Origin of the sequence: Neobacillus sp. GCM10027624, assembly GCF_042675345.1 — a bacterium.
Classification (GTDB): Bacteria; Bacillota; Bacilli; order Bacillales; family Cytobacillaceae; genus Neobacillus; species Neobacillus cucumis_D.
The window spans coordinates 101,792-120,894 of record NZ_JBHTHD010000023.1 but is presented as its reverse complement, the minus strand read 5'-3'; the positions used below and the strand labels follow the sequence as shown (position 1 = coordinate 120,894).

The window sequence follows — 19,103 nt, the reverse complement described above, 5'->3', positions numbered from 1 at the left end:
CGAACGTGCTTTTTTAAATTTCTTTGCCAAATTAGGTGACAAATTTATGACCACAACATATAATTAGTAAAAAGTTGCACTCGGTAAAAACTTTAAGGAGTGTGAAAAAAAAATGGAGACAACTAATGTTATTAAACTTGAGGATGGAAAAAAAGGAGATATTATTAAAATTACTTCGATTCAACTGGAAGGTGTAATGAGAAGAAGATTATTAGATTTAGGCTTTGTAAAAGATGCATTAGTTGAGGTAGTGCGGAAAAGCCCGTTGGGAGACCCTATCGCTTTTCGTGTAAGTCAAACAACCATTGCATTAAGAAAAGAGGAGAGTTCAAAAATTGAAGGGGAGCTGGTGAACGATGAGAAATGAATATCGGATTGCTTTAGCGGGAAATCCTAACACAGGTAAAAGTACATTGTTTAACGCTTTAACTGGTTTAAAGCAGCATACGGGTAATTGGGCCGGAAAAACGGTTGCACTTGCAAAGGGAAGCATTGCATTTAAAGATACTCAATTTCAATTGATTGATCTCCCAGGAACCTATTCCCTTTTTTCAAATTCCAAGGATGAAGAGGTGGCACGAAACTACATTGTCTTTGAAAAACCAGATGTAACACTCGTTGTCCTTGATGCCACATCCTTGGAACGGAATTTTAATCTTGCCCTGCAGGTTTTGGAAATGACAAAGAATGTAGTCATTTGTATTAATTTAATCGATGTAGCGGAAGAACAAGGAATCCGCATTAACGAATATCTGCTTACAAATCGGCTTGGGGTTCCGGTCCTCAAAATTTCTGCAAGAAACAAAAAAGGGTTTCCCATGCTTCTTGATACCATTCATCGGATTGTAACTGGGGAAATAGCTTGCCATCCTATTCCAGTGAAATATCCACAGGAGATCGAAGAAAAGATTGAAAAAATCGAACCGAAAGTACGTGAGATTGTCGGTGATCATATATCTTCCCGCTGGGTTTCCCTCCGTTTATTGGATGGTGATGAGTCTTTACTAGGTGAAATTAATAATTACCTGAGCCTTAAAGGGGGGGACGTAAATGAATATCGAACAGCTTTACAATGAAGCTCAAAAGATGTCGACAGCGAGTTTAAGAGATGAAATTGTACAGAATTTGTACGATCGGAGTCATCAACTTTGCAAGACGGGTGTCTCCTATACAAAATCAAAGAGGGATACTCGGACAGAAAAACTAGATGCGATTTTTACATCGCCCATTTTGGGATTTCCAATTATGTTAATTATGTTGGGAACGGTCTTCTATATCACCATCGCTGGAGCCAACATCCCTTCTTCCTTAATAGCTGACTTTTTTGGATGGTTAGAGCAGTATATAACAGGTGCATTTACCTTTTTAAACGCACCCGATTGGCTTCATGGGATGTTGGTCCTTGGTTTATATCGGGGAACAACCTGGGTCATTGCTGTAATGCTGCCGCCAATGGCAATCTTTTTTCCAACCTTTGCCCTTTTAGAAAACTACGGATATCTTCCCCGGGTTGCTTTTAATATGGATCGCTTGTTTAAAAAAGTCGGTGCCCACGGGAAGCAGTCACTAACGATGGCAATGGGGTTTGGCTGTAATGCGGCTGCTGTTATTTCGACTAGAATTATAGAATCACCTCGTGAGCGGATGCTGGCAATTCTGACTAATAATTTTGTCCCTTGTAATGGACGTTGGGGCACCCTGATTGTCTTTTCTTCGTTATTTATGGCTGCGGGATTTACCGGCGGAATGAAATTATTTGTTTCGACTGCGTCTCTTGTCGGGATTGTCTTATTTGGAGTCCTTGTTACCTTCTTCGTTTCATGGGTACTTTCCAAAACAGCCCTTAAAGGCGTCCCGACTCATTATACGCTAGAACTGCCGCCATACCGGAAACCCAAAATCCTGGATACGGTCATTCGCTCTTCCTTGACAAAATCCTGGTCCGTCTTAATGAGAGCAGTGAAAGTTGCAGCACCAGCAGCTATTTTAACCTGGGTATTTGCAAATCTCTATATTGGTGATACAAGTATTTTAATGTATGCCGTTCAGTTTTTGGACCCATTTGGAAAATTACTTGGCTTAGACGGATTCATTATGATGGCTTTTATCTTGGGGTTGCCGGCGAATGAAATTGTCCTGCCAATCCTTTTAATGGGATATTTATCAACAGGTTCTTTGACTGAAGTTGATAGTCTTGTTGATCTAAAAGCCATTCTTATTGAGCACGGCTGGACTTGGTTGACAGCATTAAATATGATGCTATTTTCATTATTGCATTATCCTTGTGGTACAACATTACTCAATATCTATAAGGAAACCAAAAGTAAAAAGTGGACTTTCATGGCATTCCTTATTCCTACTGTCATTGCCATTCTTGTCCCGCTTGTCATCACTCAGTCTGTAAAATGGTTTGGCTGGGTTATATAATTTGAACTTTAAGAGAGGGTCCTCAGAAATGAGGACCTTTATTGCTAGAAAAGTAATTTCTTTCGGTTTAAAATATGTAGTATAATTGGCTCTATATCAAAAATGGAATATTTGCCAAAATTTGTTTGTTTATATTGCTTTTTTTAAAAAGGAGTGTTGTTCATGAAATACAACTTCGATGAAGTAGTGAATCGCCGCGGCACCTATTCGTTAAAATGGGATGGGGAAAAGCTAATTAAAGGGATTGGTCTTACATCCAGATATGATGAAGAGACGATTCCTTTGTTTACAGCTGACATGGATTTGCCTGTACCTCAGCCTTTGCTTGATGCCTTACATAAAACAGTTGATCACCGAATTTTTGGATACTCCATTTTTCCAGAAGAGTATTTTGCGGCTATCCAGCATTGGTTTAAAAAGCGCCATGATTGGGACATTCAAAAGGAAGAAATTATCTACAGTCCGGGAACAGTCCATGCTTTGAATATTGCCGTAAGAGCTTTTACAAATCCAGAAGATGGGATTATCATCCAACGCCCGGTTTACCCTCCATTTACAGCAGCGATTGAAGCTAACCATCGAGAGGTACTGAATAATGCGCTAAAACCGGATGCGGACGGATATTATCAAATTGATTTTGAAGATTTCGAAGAGAAAGCGAAACAAGAAAAGACGAAGATGTTCATTTTGTGCAACCCGCATAATCCAACAGGAATAATTTTTAATCAGGAAGAATTACAAAAATTAGCCGATATTTGTGAAAGACATAATGTTCTGATTGTCGCTGATGAGATTCACGGGGACCTTGTCCGGTCAAATCAAACGTTTATTCCAATTGCTAAAGCAGTTGAAAATGTGGACCATATTATTACTTTTACTGCGATTAATAAAACCTTTAATGTAGCAGGGCTTCATTGTACCAATGTAATCATTTCAAATCCGGAGCTTAGAAAAACGATGAATAATGTGATGGGGATGCATTTGCCCTCACCGTTTACCGTTTCTGCACTTATCGCTGTTTATACTGAAGGGGAAGATTGGTTAGAACAGCTAAAAGAATATATTGATGGGACGATGGATTGGGTTGTGAAGTTTATAGCAGAAAAAATGCCGAAAGTAAAGGTGAAAATCCCAGAAGGAACCTATATTATGTGGATGGACTTCAGTGGATATGACCTAACACCAGAACAGGTTCATGAACGGATTTATAATAAAGCAAATGTTATTCTCGAAGATGGTAAAATGTTTGGTGAAGAAGGACTTGCCTTTCAAAGGATTTGCATCCCGTCACCAAGACCGCTAATAAAGGAAGCATTTGAAAGAATTGCAAGAGAATTTGAAGATGTCATTTAAAGTTCGTTTGGTAAGGTATAATAATATTATGTAAACCAAAAAAACAATCTCATCAAAAGCAAATACTAAAAATAGGGTCACGATAAGAAAATCGTGACCCTATCTCTGAAAATTTATTTTTTACTTTGCCGGTACAATTCCATTGATTTAAATCCTTCGCCCAATACCTTCTCCATTTCCAGTAGCCGTTTTTCCTGGGTTTCTTTCCTTTTTGCACTGTAAACATAACGGGCCCAATCTTTTTGATAGCCAAAGGTTAATTGGTTATATTTTTCAAGCAAATCCCTACTTTTGCTCAAATATTGCTTTAGATCTTCGACATGTACGATGTAATCATCCACGCATTGACTGTTTTTCGTACTGGAAGCTTTTTTAGGTGCTGATTTTAAACCCACAACGGTAAAAACATCATTTAAGCTAACCATTCTTGCAAACTTAATGTTGCTTCCCAAAACATATCCTTCTTCATCGGAAGGAAGCGCCTGAATTAAACGATCACGGTCAATGTATTCATCATACTTCGGATTGTTCTTTTTAGGATAGGCAAAAAATAAGTAACCATTATCTTCAAGTAAATTTTGCTTAATTACTGATTGAAGTTGTTCTGCAAATTCCTCTAATCCAAATACAAAGGTAATGATTAAATCATATTTATCCTTTTGAATTGAAGAATCAAATTCCAATTCATCAAAATCCTTCAAATCATCGGGCTTTTGAAGGATTAATTTATTTGAATATTTATTAAGGTTCAGTTTTTCAACAACCGTTTTTGTCGAATTTGCCATATTAATCTCCCTCTTTTTCTAATATTCTATAATTCACATGGGATATTTCCAACAGGTATTAAAATATTTTTAGGATTAAAAACTGTATCAAAGATAAGAAAAATAAGAACGAAAAGTTATAAAGGCTGAATTTGATTAAATACCTTTTGCTCTTATCAGGGTTTGATTGAATATATAGCTTATAAGAGATCACACTTGCGAGTGAAGCAATGATGGTACCAAGACCGCCAATATTGACTCCTAATAATAAGGACTGCCAATCCATCGTAAAGTTTGATAAAAGGATGGAAGCAGGGACATTGCTGATCAATTGGCTGGCTAAAATTGAACTAAAATAGACAGAAGTGGAGTTTTTTAAGCTTTCATTAGCAAAATCCCGGAGTACTTCGATATTTGATATATTTCCGATAAAAATAAAAAAACAGATAAATGTGATCAGTAGAAGATAATCAATTTTTCCTAATAATTTAAAATCTAAAACACAGGCTGTAAGTAAAGTAATAATCGCAGCAAGCTGGTAACTCATTCCTTCAAAAATGGAAACAATAATGATACAAAATACAATTCCCCAAACCGCTGCTTTTTTTCGATTTTTCATTGGAATAGGTTCTAAGTCGACATTAAGTTTTTTGCCCTTAAGTCGGTAAATGGAAAAATAGAGCGAACTTCCTCCTAAGATGGCCAACAAAAGGATTGTTGTAAAAAATTGAGCCGGACTTATTCCATAATGGGAGAATATAAATAAATTTTGCGGATTTCCCATCGGTGTTAAACTGCTGCCGATATTCGCCGCAATGGTTTGAAGGATAATGGTCTCCATTATGTTAATATTTGCCTTTTTACTGATGGTAAGGCTTAATGGGACAAACGTGATGAGTGCCACATCGTTTGTTACGAACATTGAGATAAAAAAGCATAATAATATTAGAATTGCAGAAACCTGTTTACTAGATTTGCATTTATTCAAAATCCCAATTGCGAATTTGTCTAATATTTTTAGTTCTTCAAAGGCCTTAATCGCTAGCATCAGGTTAAATAAGCTAACTAACACTTTGAAATTGATATACTCCAGTCTTGGCGGATGAATAAAGCAGCTCACCATTGCTAAGATAAGGGAGATTGTGAATACCAGGTCTTTTTTTAAAAAGGCAAATTTCAGCCAGGTATTTTTGGCATTTTGCGTTAAAACATATTCCTTCATGAACATCACCAGAAATTTTAGTAAGTTTAATACGAGAAATAATAAGTAGAACATAGATAACGATAAAATCAATGCCAGAGGATGTCAATCATTTTTCAAACGTTTACTGAGTCGTTTTTGTGGGAAAAGAACTGTTTTTGTTGAATATTGAAAGGATGTTCGATCATTTTCATTTGAGAAAGTTATGGGAAAATGTGGCATGGAATAGGTGGTTAACGGATTATGTCGATATTTGATGATAAATACTGTTTCTCTGAATGCGTTTTCAATTGGTAAACTTAATCTTGTAGTTGGAAATAGAAGGAGTTACTAGATATGACAAATGATGACTTAATTTACCAAATCGAAATGGTACGAAATACAATGATAACCGTCGGAATGACCAAAGGATTATCCTCGTCAGAAACGATTCTACTAAGTAAAAAACTTGACCGACTATTAAATTTGCAATTCCGCAGACAGAAAGTACGGTCGGCCTAATTGACTGGGGAGTTTATCTATTTAGAATGTATTGATAGTATAAAAAAATCCCCGAAACTGGGGATTTTTTTATGAATTCTATTTTTTAAATTAGGATTTTAATAGTCTTCTAGCCATAAATAACACAAATGCAATCACAACAAATACTAGGAAAAACGCGAAAAAACCTAAAAGCCCTACGATTGCATCTTCAAATTCCATATTTCCTCGATTAGTCAATGCCTGTTGAATTTCGATTGCGAATACTAATACAAACATAAAAGTTGTTGTATATAAGAAAGATAGAATCGTAATTCCAAAAGGCATTTTTACAATAATTTTTGAGATGACCAGCACGAAAAGAAAAACAACGATTCCGATCATGCCCATGATCCAGAAATGCAGGTCCTTATCCGTTAATTGAAGATTTAACGAGCTACTTACATATATTTGTATAAAATCATGAAGATTATTGACAATGTCCGCTAATAATTGAATAGTTTCTTTCAAATCATCACATCCTTATCAGTTAAGATTATAACAGATTTTAAATAAAGAGTCTTAAAGTCCATACATACTGGGCGGATTATTATAGAACCGACGCTGATAAAAATTTTGTCGATTTTCGTGAAGTGACCATATATAATATTTATACTAATGGGATTAAGGAGAAACCCAATATGGAAACTTTATATCAGCAGGAAAATCCTTTATTCACTCTAATAGATAACTACCAGGATCTCATTGCTTTGAATCGCGAACTCTCGGAACTTAAATATGCACTAGATGTATCTTCTATTCTTGCCATAACTGACCAGCGGGGCATTATCCAGGTTGTGAATAAAAAATTTTGTGAACTTTCTAAGTACACCAGAGAAGAATTAATTGGGCAAGATCATCGAATGATTAATTCTGGATATCATTCAAAAGAGTTTTTTCGCGAAATGTGGAAAACAATCGGTTCTGGAGAAGTCTGGAAAGGCGAAATTCAAAATCGAACAAAGGATGGAAAACTATATTGGGTCCATACCACCATTGTTCCCATTCTGAATGAAAAGGGGAAACCGTATCGGTATATTTCTTTTCGCGTTGATATTACTGAGCAAAAGCAGATGGAAGCTGAATTTCAGAAGTCCCTTAAGGATGATTTTAATCAAACCGTAAATACTCTTGAGAATGGTATTTTTAAAATGAAAAGGGATGCAGACGGGAATATTGTTTATACATTGGCCGAGGGAAAACTTCTTCAAAGTATGGGCTTTAATACTGAATCCCATCATAATAAAAGTCCATATGAAGTTTTTCCAAAAGATATTGCCAGCATTAAACTATTACACTATCAAAAGGCTTTTACCGGACAAAGCGTCCAGTATGAAATCGACTTATTCGGTAGATTAGTATACGTCGATGTTACGCCGATTAAACAGGGAGACAAGGTCGTTGAACTTGTCGGGACAGTTTATGATATTACTGAGTTGAGAAATACACAAAAACAGCTTCAGGAAAATAGGCTGCTCTATCAATCCCTATTTCAGCACAGCCAAGATGCGGTGTTCACCTTTGATACAAAAGCAAAGATTGTTACTATAAATCCTGCGACGGAAAGGGTATTAGGGTATTCCTTAGAGAATTTTAAAAAGAAATCAGGCGCGGAACTGATTGTAAAAGAATATCTATCTATTCATCGCTCATGCTTTGAAAAAGCCCTTAAAGGAGAGCCACAGAATTTTGAAATGGCTGTCTATCACCAGAATGGACATCAAATTTTTCTAAATGTAACCTATCTTCCAATTATTGTCGATCAGAAGATTACCGGGATCTATTCGATTGGGAAGGATATTACGGAGCAAAAAAAAATACAGGAATTAAACGCCTTTTTAGCGACCCATGATGAGTTAACTGAGCTCCTTAATCGGAGAGGGTTTGAAGAAAAGCTAAAAAATGTGATTACTTATTCTCAAAGTTCTAAACAAAAGCTTGCGGTTATGTATATTGATTTGGATCGCTTTAAAAATGTTAATGATACATTAGGGCATATGATTGGCGACCAGTTATTAGAGCAGATCTCCCGGCGGTTAAACATACAAATTGGCGATGACAATTATATTGCCAGAATGGGCGGGGATGAATTTATGGTTCTTTGTCCTTCGATTGACATGGATGAAGAGGCCGCCAATGTTGCTACGAATATTCTAACCTGTTTGAAAGATCCTTTTTTTATTGAAGGATACGAGCTTTTTATGACAGCCAGTATTGGAATTAGTATCTATCCAACGGCCGGTGATAATGTCATAGATTTAATGAAACATGCTGACATTGCTCTTTACAAAGCTAAAGATCAAGGGAGAAACAATTTTCAGATTTATTCTGCAGTTATGGATAAAATGAGTTATCAGTCTTTTTTTCTTGAACGGGATCTTCGAAAAGCATTGCTGAACCATGAATTTATAGTCCATTTGCAGCCAAGGGTTGATTCAAGAACAAGAAAAATAACAAGTGCAGAGGCTTTAATCCGCTGGAATCACCCAAGATTGGGGTTAATTCCGCCATCTGATTTTATCCCATTGGCAGAAGAGACAGGCTTGATTATCCCAATGGGCAAATGGATAAAAAAGAGGGTTTGTGACCTTTTGGTGCAATGGAAAGAAGCAGGAATTCCGCTGATTCCCATCAGTATTAATATCAGTGCCCAGCGCTTTTTGCAAAAGGATTTTGCGAAAAGTGTAAGGGAGACATTGGAAGAGTACGGGGTAGATGGCGAATTCCTTGAGATAGAAATTACGGAAAATTCATTAATGCGAAATGAAGCAGATGTTGTGCAAACGATTCAGGATTTAAAGAAATTGGGGATTAAGATTTATATTGATGATTTTGGAACAGGATATTCTTCGTTTTCTTATTTGAAATCCTTTAAATTAGATGGAATTAAGATAGACCGCTCATTTATTCATAATATTTCTTCTCAATCCGAAAATGCCGGGATTACTTCTGCTATGATCCATTTGGCCCGAATTTTAAAAATGGATGTCATTGCAGAAGGGGTTGAAACGGAAGCGGAATTAAAGTTTTTACATGATCACCGCTGCAACCAAGTTCAGGGATATCTGTTTAGTAAGCCAACGACAATTGGGGCATTTGAAAAAATGTTGGTCGAGGGGATTTAAAAAGAATAAGTGCCAGTAATCTTTTTATGGAAGGATGCTGGCACTTTTTTTGATTCTTTAGAAAAACGATTTAACAATCTCCTGTTGATTGTTACATTCTTTGCAAGTATATTCAATCTCTAATGCATCTTCTCTCACTTTGTGTTCTGTCTCTTTTTTACAATGTTCACAATAGAGGCTTTTTGGTAATTCGATCATTGCCCCAAGCACCTCCTATTTTCATTTTTTGATTGTAATATACCCTCAGTAGAATATTTCATTCAATCTTTCCAGAAGAGGAAAAAATTTAAATGTAAATTTTGTAAATTGGTTCGCTAATGCTATACTTTAAATCGCCATATTTTGGTGTAAGAAATTAAACGGAGGAATGTAAAAATGTATACTTCTATTAATGAATTTATCGGGGAATGGAACCAGGAAATGGAATCCACTCAAAAGGTCTTGGATCCATTAACTGATAGCTCGCTTCAACAAGCGGTATCACAAGAAGATCGTACATTAGGCAGAATTGCCTGGCATATTGTAACAAGTACTCCTGAAATGCTTAATGAATTCGGAATTCAGGTTGCTGCTGTGGAAAACGCTACGACCGTGCCGACTTCTGCAAAAGTAATTGCTGATCGTTTTCGAAAGGTTACAGCTGATACAAGCAACGCGGTAAAAGAGCAGTGGACAGACCCATCCTTAACGGAAATGGTAAATGTATTTGGTATGGATATGCCCAAAGCAGTTACACTTTCACTCCTTATCAAGCATATTATCCATCACCGTGGGCAGCTTACAGTCCTTATGCGCCAAGCTGGCTTGAAGGTTCCTGGTGTTTATGGCCCAGCTCGGGAAGAGTGGAGCCTGATGGGGATGGAAGCTCCTGCACTATAAATGGTACACTTACGAACACATTGAATACAGTGTGTTCTTTTTTAATTGGTATGCTGGGGAAGAATGGCTGCTTGATGCCTTTAGGAAGTATTTAGTAAAATACAATTTTAGGAGGTTATAAATGGAGAAACATACTATTCAAACCTGCACTGGCTTTTTAAGGGATGCTAATAATATTGTTGTGCTCACAGGTGCGGGTATTAGTACAGAATCGGGGATAAAGGATTTTCGCTCAAGATCTGGAATTTACAAACTGGCACCTGAATACATACTTTCACTCGATTATTTTTATAAGCATCCGAAGGAATTTTATCAATTTGCAATGGAGAATCTTTACCATCCTAATGCTGCCCCAAATAAAGGGCATGAAATTCTTGCGAAATGGGAAAAGGAAGGAAAAGTTTCACAAATTATAACGCAAAATATTGATGGGCTGCATCAAAAAGCAGGAAGTAAAAGGATCATAGAGTTTCACGGAACGATGAAAACGGCTTCATGTTTAAATTGTGGAAAAAGCTATCTGACTGAAGAGATGGTCCGCAAGCTCGAAACAATGGATGAGTTTTATGTTTGTGATCATTGTGAAACGAAAAATAAGAAGAATCGTTATATTAAACCAGATGTTGTTTTGTTCGGTGATTCCGGGGAATGGTTTTCGGTGGATGGTTTTAATACGATCTTGAACCTCATCTCTCAATCAGATTGCATTTTGGTATTAGGTACAAGCTTGAAAGTAACACCGTTTTCTACCTTTCCGCATTATAGAAGACCTGGTATTCCCCTGTTGATTGTAAATCAAGGCGATACCCCTTTTGATTTTGCTCAAGATACACATGTCATTCGGGATTCTATTGGGAAAACATTGTCACAAATAGATGTAATGATTGGAAATTAGGGGGCAGTAAATAGTGTTAAACCAATATTTTGAAAAAGCAAAAGAAAAGATTCAACTAGTGGAAAAGTATGAAATGGAAAAGCTTAAGAAGGCAGCGGAAAAGGTTGCAGAAGCAATTCAAAACGGAGGGATTGTCCAACTGTTTGGCTGCGGCCATTCACATATTTTAGCAGAAGAGGTTTTTTACCGCGCCGGAGGACTTGTTCCCATTAAACCGATACTTGTGGAACCTTTGATGCTTCACGAGGGGGCATTAAGATCCTCACAGTTAGAACGACAAAACGATTATGCTCTGGAATTTATAAAAGACCAAGAAATCCTTCCGGAAGACGTTTTCTTTGTTTTATCGACATCCGGACGCAATCCTGTACCAGTTGACGTGGCACAGGAAGCCAAGAAAAAGGGAGCTTTTGTGATTGGACTTACTTCATTGGAATATTCGAAAAGTCAGCCTTCTAAACATAAGAGTGGAAAACACCTCTTCAATTCTGTTGATCTAGTGATTGATAACCACTCCACAAAAGGTGATGCCGCTCTTACCTATGAAAAAGTAGCAGTTCCTTTCGGCTCAACTTCCACGGTGGTGGGGGCGGTTATTTTAAATGCGATTTTTGCAGAGGCGATTAAAATGATGGCGGATAATGGATTCGAACCACCAGTATTCCTAAGCGGTAATATCGATGGGGCAGATGACCACAACCATCGCTTGGTAGAGAGGTATCGGGGCAGGATTCCGTTGTTGTCTTAATTTGATTTATTGAAAATGCTTGAATACAAAAAGCCGCAGGTGCTGCGGCTTTTCAAAATTAACCAAAGTCCGTATTCATATTGGCTCGGGGCCGGGATGCTTTGAACCATTGAAAACAAAAGATGATTATTAAAATAAGGTCAATAATATCCCCGCCGTAATACATCAGCACTCCGCCCGTTTCGGCCTGTCTAACGGGAACATTAGCAGGAGGGTGAGTGTAAATATATTTTGCAAGGATATCATGTCCGGCTATTGTGATAACTAAAACCATTGCACGGTAAAGGTAACTTTTTCGGTGCGGTGTAGGATCCATATAAATAATGGCTGCAGTAAAAAGATATCCAGCAAGGAACACATGGATATGAACTAGCACATGAATAAGAATACTATGCCTCATAGCGGAATAAAGGGTGCTTGTATAGAGAATCCAAAGCCCTCCGATGTTGAGAATTGAAGCAATGATTGGGTTGCTTAAAATTGCAAAAAGCTTCCATCTTAAAATTTTTGTTAGGGAACGGGCGGCTTCCACCTTAAGAGTCCGTAAGAGTAACGTTATTGGGCTAGCGAGAACCACTAGGAGCGGTGCGAGCATTCCAAGCAATAAATGAACAAGCATATGGGCAGTAAAATCTGTATGTGCCTGAGAGGCTAGTGGTCCGAAGGTGGCGGCAATTATACAACAAATCCCCAAAACCAAAAAAATGGATCGGTAGAGTGGATATGAAAGGTTACGTTGTCTATAACCAAAAAATAGGATATAAAAAAATAGCCCCAAGATAAGGGACAGGATTAAAAGTAAAAGTGGATCCTCCAGGAAGGGGAATTTGCTTTCAAATTTATGGTTATTCAAGTGCATTTTTTTGATTTACCCCCGCCTGATTAGATTCCCTTCTACTTTGAACAAGAAGGGCAATACCGATCATTAGTAAGCAAATGGCAATGATATTCCATGCCATGTCATAGGGGAGGATATCCACATTATAACGAATCTGATGCAATCTCATCAATTTATGCTGAACGGTGCCATCATAAAAATTGAAAACACCTGCCCCTAGTAATATGCCGCCAAGCCACCTTTTAAAAATAAAAGCCTTTCTGCGGCGAAGGTCTGCCACCATATACAATGCCCCAACAGTAGCAAACCAGCTGAATGCATGAAAAATTCCATCTGATACCAAACCAACAGTGGTTGTGGATTTGTCATAAAAATGATGCCAATGCAAGAGTTGATGAAAAACAGCCTCATCCAAAAAAGCGACCAGCCCTACACCAAACATTATTCCTGACCATAAATTACGATTTTTATATAATGAAACATGTTTTGTATTCCCAATCATCTAATATTTCTCCTAGTTTTTCAGTTCTCTTATACAAGAATTCACAAAAACCATTATTCCCCATTTTAAGCATAAGTAGTCGTGTGAATGGCAGTCCTTTTTTTTGATATACTTGAAAACTCATTATGACGCTTTGGCATGATTTTTTAAATTCTTCTTGACTGGTCGCCTATATGTTGCCAATATGGCTCCGATAATCGTAATGATCCCTCCTGCAAGTGTTAATATGGAGAAGCGCTCATCTAAAAGCAGGACACCAAAAACAACGGTCCAAACCGGAAGCAGGTTGATAAATGGTGCAGAAAGAGCAGGACCGACAATTTTTACCCCTGCATTCCAAGCAAAGAAGGCTAAAACAGATGCTAGTGTACTTACATATGCCACAGCAAGCCATGCAGTGGTATTCATATGAATCATGTCAGGATGGACTGTACCGATACAACTAATGGCACTAAGAATAGTACCGTAAAAGGATGCTCCTGCGGTCATTGTCAATGGGTCGATTTTATTTCCATACTTTTTACCAAGAACTGTGTAGATCCCCCAAGCCAAACACGATAGAAGAATTTCAACAATACCAATAATGGATGCGTACGTTGCCCCAGCATGTTTCCCTTGTACTAAAAGAATAACGCCAATAATGGAAACGAGAGCACCTAACCAGGATTTTGCTTTAATTTCTTCTTTTAAAAAAAGGGGTGTAAATAACAAGATAGCGATTGGAATCCCAGCTGAAATCATTCCTGCATAGGAAGCACTAAGAGAACGTAATCCTAAATAATTTAACGTTGAAAATGCAAAAATACCAAAAAAACCAAGCATCAATAACTCTTTCCACTTTGAAAAAATAGGAAATTCCTTTTTATTTAATGCTAATAGCCCCCAAAGAATGATCGTAGAAATTGCCCAGCGAATCGTATTCAGTAGTGTTGCTGGTAGGGCAGGTGCTAAGTAGCGACCGCAAATATAGTTGCCTCCCCAAAGGATTGTAGCAAGTACAAGAAGTAAAACTCCTTTTTTCATAAAAAATTCCCCCATTTTTGAAAACTTGTCCGTAGCCTAAAAGGCTCTTGAACACTACTTCTTTTCAGTCCGTTATCACCCTAGAAAAATAAACAGGAAAGCTTTAATTTTATCGTATATCGGAGACTTTCATGCTTTACTAGATAAAAGGAACTATTTCTATCATATCTAATTTTGTTTGTATCCTACAAGTTTTTGAAAAATCCACTAGAATGGATTGTATATTAATTAGAAAATTGAGATAATAGAATTGTAACTCTTTCACAATTTTATTCATAAAAGAATGAATATTTATGGTAAAATATTCAAAGGAAATAATTTTTAAAGGATAAGGGGAAATTAAGAATTATAACTAATTTTGTATTTACCGTTATTTTTCTACTTAGTGTCATTTATTTAATCCGGTATCGGTTAAATTTAAAGAAAGCTGCTGAAATTTCACAAGATGCCCTTTATCCGTTAAAAGAGAGTGAGTTTGCTAGTCTTTTGGTACCGGTTGAATGGAAAGAGATGACCCCACTTACGAAACATACGAGGTCGTATCAGTATGTTAAATGGGGAACTGTGTTTTCCCTTTTGACTTTAGTGGTAATATTAGCAATAGTGATTACAACTGAATTCCTAGGTTCTTCATTTTTCAGTTTGGACTATTTGTTCTATTTAATTATTAGTCTTGTTCGTCATCAAGGCAATCTGTATATCCTGCCAAATGGGATTATTCTAAATGGAAAATACTATTCGGCAAGCCAAATTCATCATTATGAAACCGAACAAATAGTTCGTTGGCATGAGTTGTATGGTTATCATTCCCGTGTCGACAACGGCTTTAAATTGACTTTTGATATTAAAAAGAAGCCATTTCAACCAGATTATATGATTGTAGAGGACTCATCCCATCTTCGACAGATTACTGCCTTACTTGACCAACAAGGGATTAAAGGAGTCCGAAAAACAGAAAAAAATTAGTCTTGGTCTATGCTAGTCGTAATAGGTGAGGAATACCTACCGTTTTTGAGTGACCACAGGACTATATAAAAAATCACATTATCTTGATAAAATATTAGATAACTATAAAATACATATAAAATACTCTTGAAAATAGATACATGCCATTTTCATTACTAGAGTGGTTCAATAGGAGGAACAAACATGTGGGATTTCGATTTAAATATAGATCAGGTAGCAAGAATTAAAGTAATTGGTGTCGGCGGAGGCGGTAATAACGCTGTTAACCGAATGATTGAAGATGGAGTTCAAGGTGTCGAATTTATTGCAGTCAATACAGATGCACAAGCTCTTAAACTCTCAAAAGCGGAAATTAAAATGCAAATTGGGGGCTCTTTAACAAGAGGACTTGGTGCAGGAGCGAATCCAGAGGTAGGCAGAAAAGCCGTTGAAGAAAGCCGTCAGCAGCTTGAAGAGGTTTTAAAAGGAGCGGACATGGTGTTCGTTACCTGTGGAATGGGCGGCGGAACTGGAACAGGTGCCGCACCGGCGATTGCGCAAATCGCCCATCGGTTAGGCGCCCTGACAATTGGTGTAGTCACTCGCCCATTCGGATTTGAAGGCCATAAACGAGCAAAAAATGCAGCAAGCGGGATTGAGCAGATGAGGGAAGCGGTGGATACCCTGATTATTGTTCCAAACGATCGCTTATTACAGATTGTTGATAAAAAAACACCGATGGTACAGGCATTCCGTGAAGCGGATAATGTCCTTCGCCAAGGGGTTCAAGGTATTTCGGATCTCATTGCCGTTCCGGGGCTTATCAACCTAGACTTTGCTGACGTAAAAACGATTATGACCAACCAGGGAACAGCTCTGATGGGAATTGGTGTGGCTAAGGGAGATGGCCGTGCAGTTGAAGCTGCCAAAAAGGCGATTTCGAGCCCGTTATTAGAAACCTCAATTGATGGTGCTCAGGGGATTTTAATGAATATTACCGGAGGCACTGATTTAAGTTTATATGAGGTACAAGAGGCTGCTGATATCGTTGCTTCTGCGGCAGACCAGGAATTGAATATGATTTTTGGTTCTATTATTAATGAACATCTTAAGGATGAAATCATGATTACCGTGATTGCAACAGGCTTTGATGATAAAGAAGCGGCGCCGTCAAATCCAGCTTCTAATCAATCGAGAGAAGTCCATTCCCATCGGCCTGCTCCAACGCTGCACAGACGTGAACATGTAATCCGTGAAGACCGGGTTCAAGATTACACTCGAAAACATGAAGAAGAGGCTCCTGCTCGGAATAGGAATCGGCAGCAGAAAGAAGAAACAGGATATGGACATAACCGAGAAAGTCAACAATCTGAAGATACACTAGATATTCCAGCGTTTTTACGAAATCGGAATAACAGGAATCGATAACGAGGTGCCTGTCATCACCTGATTTTTGTTGAAAGGTGTCGAAAATACAAAAAACTACGGAGTTTACTTTACTCCGTAGTTTTTTACTATACCCCTGAGCAATTAATGCATTTCTGTTGATAAATTTATATATTGTGCAATAATTAAGAATAATTTAAAGTGTCTGCGAGGGATTCAGATGGCTAGAAAAAAAACAGCAATTATCGTTGGCGGGGGTATTGGCGGGCTTGTTACTGCCCTTAAACTTCATCGCACAAACGCGTCAGTGCGTGTGTTTGAAAGTGTTGAGAACATTCAGGCTTTAGGAGTAGGAATCAACCTCTTGCCACATGCAGTCCGTGTCCTTACTGAATTAGGATTAACGGATAAATTAAATAAAATAGGCTTGCCAACGGCTGAACTCATTTATGTGAATCAATTTGGCCAGAAAATTTGGGAGGAAGCAAGAGGGATCGATGCGGGATATCGCTGGCCGCAATATTCGATTCACCGCGGGCGCTTGCAAATGCTTTTATTAGAAGCAGTGAAGGAGCAACTAGGCGAGGAGGCCGTGATCACCGGGCACCATCTTTCTTCGTTTGAAACAGTGGGTGATGAAGTGGTTGCTCATTTTGTCAATCGAAAAACAGGAGAGTCACTTGGCTCTTATCGTGCAGATATGATTATTGCGGCTGACGGCATACATTCCGTTGTTCGAAAACATTTTTATCCAAATGAAGGATTACCGAAATTCAGTGGTCGGATATTATGGAGGGGAATATCTGAATTTACCCCATTTCTAACGGGTAAAACGATGATTATGGCAGGTTATCAGGATCAGAAATTTGTTGCGTATCCTGTTTGTCCTAAAACAGCGGATAAAGGAAGTTCTTTAGTGAACTGGATTGCTGAACTTACGGTTGGCGGGGATTTACCGTCACGTGCTGATTGGAACAAGAAAATTGATAAAGATATATTTGCCCCTGCATTTGCTTCATGGGATTTTGGCTGGTTAAATGTACCAAAGCTAATCGAGCAAACAGATGCCGTTTACGAATTTCCAATGGTTGATCGCGACCCACTGCCGCAATGGACATTCGGAAGAGTGACACTCCTAGGGGATGCAGCCCATCCAATGTACCCGATTGGTTCAAACGGTGCTTCTCAAGCCATTTTGGATGCCGATGCATTAGGACAAGCTCTAATGGAACAATCCGATATTGAACTTGCCTTAAAAGCTTATGAAACAGCACGGTTAGCTCCAACTGCGAATATTGTTTTAAGTAATCGGAAAAATGGTCCGGAAGTCGTCATGCAAATTGTAAAAGAACGAGCACCAAATGGATTTGAGCATTTACATGATGTGATTTCTCAACAGGAACTCGAGAATATAGCCAATCGATATAAGCAAATCGCAGGGTTTGACAAGGAAACTTTAAATACAAAATAGGAGCGGGAACCATGGTTGAACACATCGTATTACTTAAATTTTCAGATTTGACAACAAGTGAACAAAAAGATGATGCCATCCGCATGACATTAGCACTAAAAGATGAGATTCCGGGAATTATTGATATCCGGCAGGGCTATAATTTTTCTGAGCGGAATAAAGGGTATGAAGTAGGTTTGACGGTCCGCTTTGATCATCGTGATTCTTTAGAGAATTATGGTCCCCATCCAAAACATCAGGAAGTCTTTACTTTTTTAAAAGAAATTGGCTTGGAGGATTTGATTGCAGTTGATTTTGAGTTTTAGAAAAGGATAGGATTCGTATTTGTTTGCGCATAATAAAATGACTGACTTTAGAAATCTTTTTTAACTACTGCATCATATCTATGCGTATTAAAAGAAGGAAGGAAAAAGAATATGTCCTTTATCGGCATTGTCATTATTATCGTGTTAATCTATTTTCTTATTATTCGCCCGCTAACCCGACGGAATCGCCCGCCAATTTACGAGCCAAGAAGGGATCAATATGACCAAAGAGGCTATAATGGTCCAAGGAACTACTATGATTCTTCGCCTGGCCGAGGCTTTGGAGGATTCGGAGGAATTGCAGGAGGAATGGCAGCCGGAGCCTTGCTAACCTATCTGTTTGAGCAGGGACGAATCGGCTTCGATCAATACCATTCCCTGCAGAATCTAGAGGATCATGAAATTATGAGAGAATTAACGGACCAAAATATTCTCCAAGAACATGAAATTGATCAACTACAAGAACAATTAGGGCGCAAAGACGATAATGGTGATTGGGATGGAGATCGAAATGGCGATGGCCCTAATAACGTTGACTATAATGACCAGGATAACCAACAAGACAACAATGATAATGACTTTAGTGACTGGGATAACGGCGACGACAATTGGGTTTGAAAATTAAAAAAAGTTCCATATATAAGCCTGCTTCCTTTAACAAATAAAGAATGCAGGCTTTTTTGGTTCGACAGAATTCGGGTGGTGACAGGCACCACCTGAAT

21 protein-coding genes are annotated in these 19,103 nt (G+C 38.0%); 14 read left to right on the top strand and 7 right to left on the bottom strand.

From position 1 onward, the window contains the following. The first annotated feature begins 112 nt into the window (after nucleotides 1-112). The 4 genes from ACFQZ9_RS27525 (at nucleotide 113) to ACFQZ9_RS27510 (ending at nucleotide 3,780) form a co-directional block, all read left to right on the top strand. A complete protein-coding gene (locus ACFQZ9_RS27525; protein ID WP_198311737.1) occupies nucleotides 113-367 on the top strand; it encodes a FeoA family protein in 255 nt (84 codons plus the stop codon). Beyond that, complete coding sequence (locus ACFQZ9_RS27520; RefSeq protein WP_498946552.1) at nucleotides 357-1,076, top strand: FeoB small GTPase domain-containing protein; 720 nt, start codon at nucleotides 357-359, stop codon at nucleotides 1,074-1,076. Before ACFQZ9_RS27525 ends, ACFQZ9_RS27520 begins: the two co-directional genes overlap by 11 nt. Further along, a complete protein-coding gene (locus ACFQZ9_RS27515; RefSeq protein WP_498946551.1) occupies nucleotides 1,051-2,427 on the top strand; it encodes a nucleoside recognition domain-containing protein in 1,377 nt (458 codons plus the stop codon). Before ACFQZ9_RS27520 ends, ACFQZ9_RS27515 begins: the two co-directional genes overlap by 26 nt. Nucleotides 2,428-2,589: 162 nt before the next feature. Next, nucleotides 2,590-3,780, top strand: a complete 1,191-nt coding sequence (locus ACFQZ9_RS27510) for a MalY/PatB family protein (protein WP_498946550.1) — start codon at nucleotides 2,590-2,592, stop codon at nucleotides 3,778-3,780. 113 nt (nucleotides 3,781-3,893) lie between these two features. On the opposite strand, the gene ACFQZ9_RS27505 is transcribed toward ACFQZ9_RS27510, so the two are convergent. Together ACFQZ9_RS27505 and ACFQZ9_RS27500 are read right to left on the bottom strand one after the other, a co-directional pair. Further along, nucleotides 3,894-4,565: a YdeI/OmpD-associated family protein gene (locus tag ACFQZ9_RS27505; protein WP_498946549.1), complete on the bottom strand. Its 672-nt coding sequence runs from the start codon at nucleotides 4,563-4,565 to the stop codon at nucleotides 3,894-3,896. A 58-nt stretch (nucleotides 4,566-4,623) separates the two neighbouring features. Then, on the bottom strand, nucleotides 4,624-5,766 hold the full coding sequence (locus tag ACFQZ9_RS27500) for an SLC13 family permease (protein WP_198311732.1): 1,143 nt from the start codon (nucleotides 5,764-5,766) through the stop codon (nucleotides 4,624-4,626). A gap of 315 nt (nucleotides 5,767-6,081) precedes the next feature. Between ACFQZ9_RS27500 and ACFQZ9_RS27495 the strand changes: the two genes are divergently transcribed. Continuing rightward, the gene (locus ACFQZ9_RS27495; protein WP_198311731.1) at nucleotides 6,082-6,246 is read left to right on the top strand and encodes an aspartyl-phosphate phosphatase Spo0E family protein; all 165 of its coding nucleotides are present in this window, start codon (nucleotides 6,082-6,084) and stop codon (nucleotides 6,244-6,246) included. Between the two features lie 90 nt (nucleotides 6,247-6,336). On the opposite strand, the gene ACFQZ9_RS27490 is transcribed toward ACFQZ9_RS27495, so the two are convergent. After that, on the bottom strand, nucleotides 6,337-6,735 hold the full coding sequence (locus ACFQZ9_RS27490) for a hypothetical protein (protein ID WP_498946548.1): 399 nt from the start codon (nucleotides 6,733-6,735) through the stop codon (nucleotides 6,337-6,339). Nucleotides 6,736-6,905: 170 nt separating this feature from the next. On the opposite strand from ACFQZ9_RS27490, the gene ACFQZ9_RS27485 reads away from it, so the two are divergent. Continuing rightward, complete coding sequence (locus ACFQZ9_RS27485) at nucleotides 6,906-9,389, top strand: sensor domain-containing protein (protein WP_498946547.1); 2,484 nt, start codon at nucleotides 6,906-6,908, stop codon at nucleotides 9,387-9,389. A gap of 57 nt (nucleotides 9,390-9,446) precedes the next feature. Here ACFQZ9_RS27485 and ACFQZ9_RS27480 read toward each other — a convergent pair whose 3' ends face one another. Beyond that, nucleotides 9,447-9,587, bottom strand: a complete 141-nt coding sequence (locus ACFQZ9_RS27480; protein ID WP_198311728.1) for a hypothetical protein — start codon at nucleotides 9,585-9,587, stop codon at nucleotides 9,447-9,449. Nucleotides 9,588-9,764: 177 nt separating this feature from the next. On the opposite strand from ACFQZ9_RS27480, the gene ACFQZ9_RS27475 reads away from it, so the two are divergent. The 3 genes from ACFQZ9_RS27475 to ACFQZ9_RS27465 all read left to right on the top strand — a co-directional run bounded on the left by ACFQZ9_RS27475 (nucleotide 9,765) and on the right by ACFQZ9_RS27465 (nucleotide 11,911). After that, nucleotides 9,765-10,268 carry a DinB family protein gene (locus tag ACFQZ9_RS27475; protein ID WP_498946546.1) on the top strand — a complete coding sequence of 168 codons (504 nt, stop codon included), beginning with the start codon at nucleotides 9,765-9,767 and terminating at the stop codon, nucleotides 10,266-10,268. Nucleotides 10,269-10,389: 121 nt separating this feature from the next. Further along, the gene (locus ACFQZ9_RS27470; protein ID WP_498946545.1) at nucleotides 10,390-11,163 is read left to right on the top strand and encodes an NAD-dependent protein deacylase; all 774 of its coding nucleotides are present in this window, start codon (nucleotides 10,390-10,392) and stop codon (nucleotides 11,161-11,163) included. 13 nt (nucleotides 11,164-11,176) lie between these two features. Further along, nucleotides 11,177-11,911 carry an SIS domain-containing protein gene (locus ACFQZ9_RS27465; protein ID WP_498946544.1) on the top strand — a complete coding sequence of 245 codons (735 nt, stop codon included), beginning with the start codon at nucleotides 11,177-11,179 and terminating at the stop codon, nucleotides 11,909-11,911. Nucleotides 11,912-11,969: 58 nt separating this feature from the next. Here ACFQZ9_RS27465 and ACFQZ9_RS27460 read toward each other — a convergent pair whose 3' ends face one another. The 3 genes from ACFQZ9_RS27460 to ACFQZ9_RS27450 all read right to left on the bottom strand — a co-directional run bounded on the left by ACFQZ9_RS27460 (nucleotide 11,970) and on the right by ACFQZ9_RS27450 (nucleotide 14,274). Next, nucleotides 11,970-12,770 carry a cytochrome c oxidase assembly protein gene (locus tag ACFQZ9_RS27460; protein ID WP_498946543.1) on the bottom strand — a complete coding sequence of 267 codons (801 nt, stop codon included), beginning with the start codon at nucleotides 12,768-12,770 and terminating at the stop codon, nucleotides 11,970-11,972. Next, complete coding sequence (locus ACFQZ9_RS27455; RefSeq protein WP_498946542.1) at nucleotides 12,757-13,251, bottom strand: DUF2243 domain-containing protein; 495 nt, start codon at nucleotides 13,249-13,251, stop codon at nucleotides 12,757-12,759. Before ACFQZ9_RS27455 ends, ACFQZ9_RS27460 begins: the two co-directional genes overlap by 14 nt. A gap of 123 nt (nucleotides 13,252-13,374) precedes the next feature. Continuing rightward, nucleotides 13,375-14,274, bottom strand: a complete 900-nt coding sequence (locus tag ACFQZ9_RS27450) for a DMT family transporter (RefSeq protein ID WP_498946541.1) — start codon at nucleotides 14,272-14,274, stop codon at nucleotides 13,375-13,377. A 510-nt stretch (nucleotides 14,275-14,784) separates the two neighbouring features. On the opposite strand from ACFQZ9_RS27450, the gene ACFQZ9_RS27445 reads away from it, so the two are divergent. From ACFQZ9_RS27445 to ACFQZ9_RS27425, 5 genes are all read left to right on the top strand, one after another. Beyond that, nucleotides 14,785-15,240 carry a hypothetical protein gene (locus ACFQZ9_RS27445; RefSeq protein WP_498946540.1) on the top strand — a complete coding sequence of 152 codons (456 nt, stop codon included), beginning with the start codon at nucleotides 14,785-14,787 and terminating at the stop codon, nucleotides 15,238-15,240. 183 nt (nucleotides 15,241-15,423) lie between these two features. Further along, on the top strand, nucleotides 15,424-16,647 hold the full coding sequence (gene ftsZ, locus ACFQZ9_RS27440) for a cell division protein FtsZ (protein WP_498946539.1): 1,224 nt from the start codon (nucleotides 15,424-15,426) through the stop codon (nucleotides 16,645-16,647). Between the two features lie 178 nt (nucleotides 16,648-16,825). Beyond that, nucleotides 16,826-18,076: a flavin-dependent oxidoreductase gene (locus tag ACFQZ9_RS27435; RefSeq protein WP_498946538.1), complete on the top strand. Its 1,251-nt coding sequence runs from the start codon at nucleotides 16,826-16,828 to the stop codon at nucleotides 18,074-18,076. Nucleotides 18,077-18,087: 11 nt separating this feature from the next. Continuing rightward, the gene (locus ACFQZ9_RS27430; RefSeq protein ID WP_198311719.1) at nucleotides 18,088-18,381 is read left to right on the top strand and encodes a Dabb family protein; all 294 of its coding nucleotides are present in this window, start codon (nucleotides 18,088-18,090) and stop codon (nucleotides 18,379-18,381) included. Between the two features lie 111 nt (nucleotides 18,382-18,492). Then, nucleotides 18,493-18,999 (top strand): hypothetical protein, encoded by a 507-nt coding sequence (locus ACFQZ9_RS27425; protein ID WP_498946537.1) that lies wholly within the window; start codon nucleotides 18,493-18,495, stop codon nucleotides 18,997-18,999. Nucleotides 19,000-19,103 lie beyond the last annotated feature (104 nt).